Source organism: Nocardioides agariphilus, assembly GCF_015352445.1.
GTDB classification, from domain to species: domain Bacteria; phylum Actinomycetota; class Actinomycetes; order Propionibacteriales; family Nocardioidaceae; genus Nocardioides; species Nocardioides agariphilus.
The window spans coordinates 1-7,074 of record NZ_JADKPO010000061.1 but is presented as its reverse complement, the minus strand read 5'-3'; the positions used below and the strand labels follow the sequence as shown (position 1 = coordinate 7,074).

Here is a 7,074-nt window from a genome sequence, read left to right as displayed (position 1 = left end):
CACCGCCACGAACGACGAAGCACGAGGCGCCCGCCCCGAGCGATCGAGACGGGCGCCTCACCCTGCCACTTGACAGGAATCGCCTACATATCAGCTGCCTGAAGGGTCCGGTGCCGCTCGGCGGTTCGAGTGAGGACCTTTGGCCCGAGACGAGAGCCTCCAGATCAGGCAGCCTGTGGGCTATGAGTGCCCCATTGATGCCAGCGGCAGCGGTCACGCCGCGGAACCCCTGGTTCCGACGGCAACCACCCCTTGCGCTGGCCGTCGCAGGGATCTTGTTCGCTGGCGTGCTCGGTCTGCGCATGTACTTCGGCTCGCCAGTCGACGCGTACTCGATGCTCTACGCCTTGCCGATCGCCCTGGTCGCCACCACATTTGGCCTGAGGGCCGGAACGGTCGCGGGGCTGCTCGCCGTCGGCCTCACCGTGCTGTGGGCGATGACCCAGAGCGTTCACCTCACCCCGACCGGATGGGCGTCCCGGGTGCTGCCGCTCCTGCTGTTGGGCGTGCTCCTCGGGCACGCGACAGACAGGGAACGCCGGGCACACGAGGAGCATCGGCGACTAGAAGCCGCCGCACTACTGCACCGCGAGGCGATAGAAGTCAACGACTCACTGGTACAGGGCATGGCAGCAGCCAAGTGGTCGTTCGAAGCCGGCCAGATCGATACCGGCACCCGGATCCTCGACAGGACCATCGCGGATGCGCACGACCTCGTTTCGAGCCTGATTCGGCGCGCCGACATGGGTGCTCGCACAGAACCGCTGCACGACCGCTCGACGTCGCTCCACGACCCGGTTCGCATACTCGACAGCCCCGATGGTCCGGCCAAACGAAGGTGGGCCGAGGCCGCCATCCCCCAGCAGAGGGACGCATCTTCATGACGTCCAGACGGCGAAGCTGACCCATGTAACTGCCTGCGCTCGGCTCGACGGCATCGCGAGACGCATTCAGCGCGACCCTGGTGGAGACGATAGGAGGGCTGATGACCAGCGACGAGAGATGGTTCCCCAGTCACCTCAAAGAGCTCGGCGAGCCAGAGTGCCTCGAACTCCTGGCCGAGCACCACGTTGGAAGGGTGGCGTACTGCGACGACCTCGGGCCGGTCGTGCTGCCGGTGAACTACGCGGTTGACCAGGGCACCATCTTGATCCAAACCCCCCGCACTCCACGCTCGCAAGTCGCCTGCGCACCGGGCCCGCGTCCTTTCAGATCGACGAGTTCGACGAGTACACCCAGACCGGCTGGAGCGTCCTGGTCCACGGATCGGCGGCCTACGTCGACCCGACCGACCTGCCAGCAGACGAAGACCGCCCGCACATGGGCGGAGGGCCAGCGCATGCTCCACATCCGGTTCACCCCACACGACATCTCGGGCCGCCGGCTCCTGCCCGCCTGACCCGAGTCCGGCTCAGAACTCCGGTGGCCCGGGAGACGGCGACAGGTCCTTAACCACAGGGGTCTACCCGACCGAACTTCTGACTCGACGGCTGGACCTCACCGTCGGTTCCCCAGTTCGAGCTCTACGCGAGAAGTGACTACAGGTCGTAGTTCTGACCCGGTAGACGGCCTGACCTGCGCGAACACCCAAAATCCGGGGACGTGGGCCGCAGGGAGGCCGCACGTTGACAGGGGCTGCAAGCTGTCCGGCACAGAAGCGCGGTTTTCAAGTCATTTCGAAGGTGCGCCTGTGGCGCACGCTCTTGCCGATGAGCTGGGCGAAAGCGGGCAGTCCGTTGAATGTGCCTTCACACGCTGGTGGGCGACCCCGACTCTCCGCGTTCGCGGTCGCCTACGACGCCACGCGTCACGAGAGGTAGGCGTGGATCGAGATGCTCTCCAGCACTGGTGCGCCCCGTCCGGAGGACTCGAGGTTGCAGGCGACCGAGCCTCCGGAGAACACCTCCGAGTCGGAACGCGGGTTGACGAGGGCGTCTGCCTTGACGGTCGCGATCGACGAATCCGGGTCGATTCCTGATAGCCCGTTGACGAACGAGTAGCTCTCGCCGTCGGTCAGCTCGCCCGGGTCGGTATTGCCCGGGGGGTTGATCCAGCCGGCCAAGTGCATGCTCAGCCAACTGGCCGCCGGGTCGACGTTGGACCAGGTTGCCTGGATGTAGAGGTGGAGCTTCGAGTAGAGGGAGGCGCGGGTGACGAATCCCCCGTCCACGGCGGCTTTCAACACGGTCCCCCTGTCCACGGTCCACATGGGCTTGGTGAATGCGCAGTAGCTCAACCCGGACGAGGTGCCGACGTTGTTCGCTTGATAGGTCCCGGCCTCGGTGCCGCCCGAGGCGCTCCCCTCGATGATCGGGCAGTTCTGGCCGCTGACGACGACGACTCCCGAAGGGCAGATGTTGAACGAGACCCCCCCTGCCTTCTGGCGACGCGACGAGACCTGCTTCCCTAGTTGCCGCGGAACGACGATCAGGTTGTCCACCCCGACCGACGCCGGGGCGAGACTTCGCGCGGTCACCGAGTCGGATGCGAGCTTCTTGCCCGTCACTGCGCCCGCGGCCAGCACCCGGGCAGTGACGGCGCCCGTGGCGAGGTCCTTCGCCGTGATCGACCGATCCTTGATCTGCTTGCCGGTGATCAGACTCGCCGTTGCCACGGCGGTTCCCGACGTGGCGACGATCAGCGCGATCAGCGAGATGACCAGAGCCGGGCTCGGCCTGAACGAGATCCACTTGAGGTGCTTGAACATCAGGTTCCCTTCGCAGTGGCGAGACGCCGAACCACCGTCCCCAGAACTAGCCGCTCGACCCCCGAGGGAATCGAGACATCAGTGCAAGGGAACGTAGGCCGCGCCGCGCGAACGCGCATCGGGCATTTGCCCGGGGCATGACCCACCACGCCCCGCCCGGTGAACTCCTGCAACCTCAATCGGGCGGTTCGTGCAGTCCTTGCGTGCCGGGTCGTCGAGCCGGACGGCTGGTGCCGTCGAGACCGGCGGCTTCAGACCCCCCACCTGCACCCTCGATTGGGATGAGCCCTCTACCGTCGGTCCATGTCCACTCGACTGAACCCCTACCTGAACTTCGCGGGTGATGCCTCGGCCGGCCTGGCGTTCTACCAGGACGTGTTCGGCGGCGATCTCACGATCAACCACTTCGGCGACTTCGGCACCGACGACCACGGCATGGGCGACCAGGTCATGCACGGCCAGCTGGAAACAGCGTCTAGCCTCACGCTGATGGCCGCCGACATGCTGCCGGGCGAGGCGTTGCGGCCCGGGAACAACCTCGCGGTCAGCCTCGGCGGGGACGACACCGAGGAACTGCGCGGCTACTGGCAGGCGCTGTCGGACGGAGGGACCGTGACGGTCGAGCTGGCCACCCAGCCGTGGGGCGACGAGTTCGCGATGTGCGTCGACCGGTTCGGGATCTCGTGGCTGGTCAACATCGCCGGGGGCGGCTGACCTACCCGATCCGCGCTGCGCCCGGTCGGTCAGGCTGTCCGTCGGTACCGCAGGTCGGCGATGCCGCGGCCGGCGGCAGTCCCCTTGCGCTCGAACCTCGTCACCGGCCGCTCGGCCCAGCGATCGACCACGCTAAGACGGCCCCGCAGGTGTGCAGTCATAGGCACGACCGGCGGCACTAGGGTGCGCCTGATCGCGCGCGCAGAGCGGCATGAGCGAGCGCGACCCGGTCAACGCGAACCGCGCACTCATGTCGGGAGCCTTGACGTGAGTTCGAGCTCTAGTACCACTACAGGTCGTAGTAGAGCTCGAACTCGTGGGGGTGCGGGCGCAACGCGATCGGCTGGATCTCGTTGGTGCGCTTGTACTCGATCCACGTCTCGATCAGGTCGCTGGTGAACACGCCGCCCTCGAGGAGGAAGTCGTGGTCCTCCTCGAGCGAGTCCATCACCGCGCCCAGCGAGGCGGGCACGGTCGGGATGTCGGCGTGCTCGTCGGGTGGGAGCTCATAGAGGTCCTTGTCGACGGGCTCGTGGGGCTCGATCTTGTTCTTGATGCCGTCGAGTCCGGCCAGCAGCATCGCGGAGAACGCGAGGTATGGGTTGGCCGACGGGTCGGGGCAGCGGAACTCGATGCGCTTGGCCTTCGGGTTCGAGCCGGTGATCGGGATGCGCACGCACGCCGACCGGTTGCGCTGGCTGTAGACCAGGTTGACCGGAGCCTCGAAGCCGGGGACCAGGCGGTGGTAGGAGTTCACCGTCGGGTTGGTGAACGCCAGCAACGACGGGGCGTGGGCCAAGATGCCGCCGATGTAGTAGCGCGCGATGTCGGACAGGCCGGCGTACCCGGTCTCGTCGTAGAACAGCGGCTCGCCGTCCTGCCAGATCGACTGGTGGCAGTGCATGCCGGAGCCGTTGTCGCCGAAGATCGGCTTCGGCATGAAGGTCGCGGTCTTGTTGTTGCGCCACGCGACGTTCTTGATGACGTACTTGAACTTCATCACGTCGTCGGCGGCCTTGAGCAGCTCGTCGAACCGGTAGTTGATCTCAGCCTGCCCGGCGGTGCCGACCTCGTGGTGGGCGCGCTCGACGATCAGGCCGGTCGCCTCGAGCTCCTTGACCATCTCGTCACGCAGCTCGCCGAAGTGGTCGTAGGGAGCCACGGGGAAGTAGCCGCCCTTGTAGCGGACCTTGTAGCCGCGGTTGTTCTCCTCGGAGCCGGTGTTCCAGGCGCCGGCCTCGGAGTCGATGTGGTAGTACCCGGCGTTGACCTTGGTCTCGAAGCGGACCGAGTCGAAGACGTAGAACTCGGCCTCGGGGGCGAAGTACGCCGTGTCGCCGATCCCGGTCGAGGCGAGGTAGGCCTGCGCCTTGCGCGCGATGTTGCGCGGGTCGCGCGAGTAGGCCTCGCCGGTGAGCGGGTCATGGATGAAGAAGTTGACGACCAGGGTCTTGGCCGTGCGGAAGGGGTCCAGGTAGGACGTCGTCGGGTCGGGGAACAGCGACATGTCCGACTCGTGGATGGCCTGGAACCCGCGGATGGAGGAGCCGTCGAAGTTCAGGCCGTCGTCGAAGACCGCCTGGTCGAACGAAGACACCGGCACCGTGAAGTGCTGCATGATGCCGGGCAGGTCGCAGAACCGGACGTCGATCATCTCGACGCCTTCGTCCTTGACGTACTTCAGCAGCTCGTCGCTGTTGGCGAACATCTGTCCTCCTTGGTCGCCGTGTTCTGGACGACCGACAGGTATGGGGTGGAAGGCTCCCTGAAAGGTAGGGAGGGGCAGTTTCCCTGCGGTGTCCCCATTGTTTCGCCGATGTAACAGATGTCCAGGGACCGTGGAGCCGGTCTCGCGCAGGGTGCCTCTAGCCTGTCCCGGTGACCATCCGTACGGCGTCGTGGCCGCGCCGCATCCTGGCGCTGATCGTGGACTGGACGGTCTCCACCCTGGTCGTCGTCGCGTTCCTTGGTCCGGCGGGCTGGAGCGAGAGCCGATCGTCGAGCGCCTACACGATGGGCGTGTTCATCGTGGAGTCGACGGTCCTGACCGCACTGGCCGGAGGCTCGTTCGGCAAGCTGGCCACCCGCCTGCGCGTCGTACGTCTCGATGCCGGTGGCAGGCCCCTGGACCTGCTCCGCTCGTTGCTGCGCGTCGTCTTGGTGTGCCTCGTCGTACCCCCGCTGGTCTACAAGCCCGACGGCCGGGGACTGCACGACCTGGCCGTCGGAAGCGCCACCATTCCGATCGTGCCTTCAGGCCGGGCCAGTTAGGCTTCAGCGTCCTGCACGCAGCCATCGGGGGTCAGCCCATGCGCACCATCCGTCCCGCCCGCACCCGTCTCGTCGCCGTCGTGGCGACTGCTGCGCTGGGCCTGAGCCTCGCGGCCTGCGGGTCTGACAAGCCCGAGGCCACCGACGACCCGACGAGCGCGTCGTCGACAACGCCGAGCACGGCCGATGCGACTGACGCGACCGAGGAGCCGAGCCAGATCGACGACGGCGGACAGGTCGCGGTCCGGCAGTTCGCCGACCGGCTCAAGGCCGGCATCGACAACACCGAGCAGGCGCACCTCGAGTTCACCATGAGTGGGACAGGTGGCGAGATGAAGGGTGCGGGTGACGTCGACTACACCAGCAACCCGCCCGAGATGCAGATGTCGCTCGACATGGGTGCCCAGTCGATCGGCATGGTGCTGGTCGACGGGACGATGTACATCAAGTCGTCGCAAGCCGGCGACAAGTACCTCGCCTTCGACCTCTCCGACCCCACGAACCCGCTCGGCGCCGACTTCTCCAAGCAGCTCGACCCCGCCGCCTCGATGAAGTCCTTCGTGACCGCGCTGTCCTCGGTGACCTCGGCGGGCACCGAAGAGGTCGACGGCGAGACGCTCGACCGCTATGAGCTCGTCATCGACACCACCAAGATCGCCGACCAGTCGACGGCCTCCCAGCTGCCGGCCGACATGAAGGTGACCGTGTGGCTGGACGACAAGGACCGGATGGCCCGCTCGGTGATGGACATGGGCGCCATCACCTACGACGCCTCGATGACCGACTTCGACAAGGCTCTCGACCTCAAGGCGCCACCGAAGGGCGAGATCACCCAGCAGTCAGCCGGCTGACCCAGGGCGTCCTACCCATCTCGCGCACGGCCAAGATAGGCGCATTGACCGAAGCGACCGGGGCCGGTGAGCGCGCACGGTCGTCCCATGCACACGCTTCCACTCGTCGCCGGTTTCGTCTCCACGATCATCTTCGCGGCCAGCACCCTGCCGATGCTCCTCAAGGCGCGGCGTACGCATGACCTGTCGTCCTACAGCCTCGGCAACATCCTGCTGGCCAACGCCGGCAATGCCGTGCACTCCGTCTACGTCTTCAGCCTCCCGCCCGGACCGCTGTGGCTGCTGCACTCGTTCTACCTCGCCAGCACCGGCACGATGCTGCTCTGGTACGTCCGGTACGCCGAACCCGGCGCTCGTGCTCCCTTGCGGGTCGAGGAGGTTGCGCTGGCCGCCGCTGGTTGAGGAGGGCGCGCTGGCCGGTCCCCGTCGTTGGTTGAGGAGGGCGCGCTGGCCGGTCCCCGTCGTTGGTTGAGGAGGGCGCGCTAGCGCCCGTCTCGAAACCCGGTGAGGCAACAAGCAACTGTTACCGAA

General features: G+C 66.7%; 8 protein-coding genes. 6 read left to right on the top strand and 2 right to left on the bottom strand.

Annotated features, from left to right (window positions below):
* Positions 1-302 precede the first annotated feature (302 nt).
* Together ISU10_RS22475 and ISU10_RS24305 are read left to right on the top strand one after the other, a co-directional pair.
* Positions 303-884 carry a hypothetical protein gene (locus ISU10_RS22475; protein WP_194698690.1) on the top strand — a complete coding sequence of 194 codons (582 nt, stop codon included), beginning with the start codon at positions 303-305 and terminating at the stop codon, positions 882-884.
* Positions 885-985: 101 nt separating this feature from the next.
* The gene (locus tag ISU10_RS24305) at positions 986-1,399 is read left to right on the top strand and encodes a pyridoxamine 5'-phosphate oxidase family protein (RefSeq protein ID WP_194698689.1); all 414 of its coding nucleotides are present in this window, start codon (positions 986-988) and stop codon (positions 1,397-1,399) included.
* 408 nt (positions 1,400-1,807) lie between these two features.
* On the opposite strand, the gene ISU10_RS22465 is transcribed toward ISU10_RS24305, so the two are convergent.
* Positions 1,808-2,707 carry a hypothetical protein gene (locus tag ISU10_RS22465; RefSeq protein ID WP_194698688.1) on the bottom strand — a complete coding sequence of 300 codons (900 nt, stop codon included), beginning with the start codon at positions 2,705-2,707 and terminating at the stop codon, positions 1,808-1,810.
* Positions 2,708-3,010: 303 nt separating this feature from the next.
* On the opposite strand from ISU10_RS22465, the gene ISU10_RS22460 reads away from it, so the two are divergent.
* Complete coding sequence (locus tag ISU10_RS22460) at positions 3,011-3,421, top strand: VOC family protein (RefSeq protein WP_194698687.1); 411 nt, start codon at positions 3,011-3,013, stop codon at positions 3,419-3,421.
* 289 nt (positions 3,422-3,710) lie between these two features.
* On the opposite strand, the gene glnA is transcribed toward ISU10_RS22460, so the two are convergent.
* Positions 3,711-5,129: a type I glutamate--ammonia ligase gene (gene glnA / locus ISU10_RS22455; RefSeq protein WP_194698686.1), complete on the bottom strand. Its 1,419-nt coding sequence runs from the start codon at positions 5,127-5,129 to the stop codon at positions 3,711-3,713.
* A gap of 170 nt (positions 5,130-5,299) precedes the next feature.
* Between glnA and ISU10_RS22450 the strand changes: the two genes are divergently transcribed.
* The 3 genes from ISU10_RS22450 (at position 5,300) to ISU10_RS22440 (ending at position 6,945) form a co-directional block, all read left to right on the top strand.
* A complete protein-coding gene (locus tag ISU10_RS22450; protein ID WP_194698685.1) occupies positions 5,300-5,692 on the top strand; it encodes an RDD family protein in 393 nt (130 codons plus the stop codon).
* A 38-nt stretch (positions 5,693-5,730) separates the two neighbouring features.
* Positions 5,731-6,543, top strand: a complete 813-nt coding sequence (locus tag ISU10_RS22445; protein ID WP_194698684.1) for an LppX_LprAFG lipoprotein — start codon at positions 5,731-5,733, stop codon at positions 6,541-6,543.
* A gap of 87 nt (positions 6,544-6,630) precedes the next feature.
* Positions 6,631-6,945, top strand: a complete 315-nt coding sequence (locus ISU10_RS22440; protein ID WP_194698683.1) for a hypothetical protein — start codon at positions 6,631-6,633, stop codon at positions 6,943-6,945.
* The last annotated feature ends 129 nt before the right edge of the window (positions 6,946-7,074 follow it).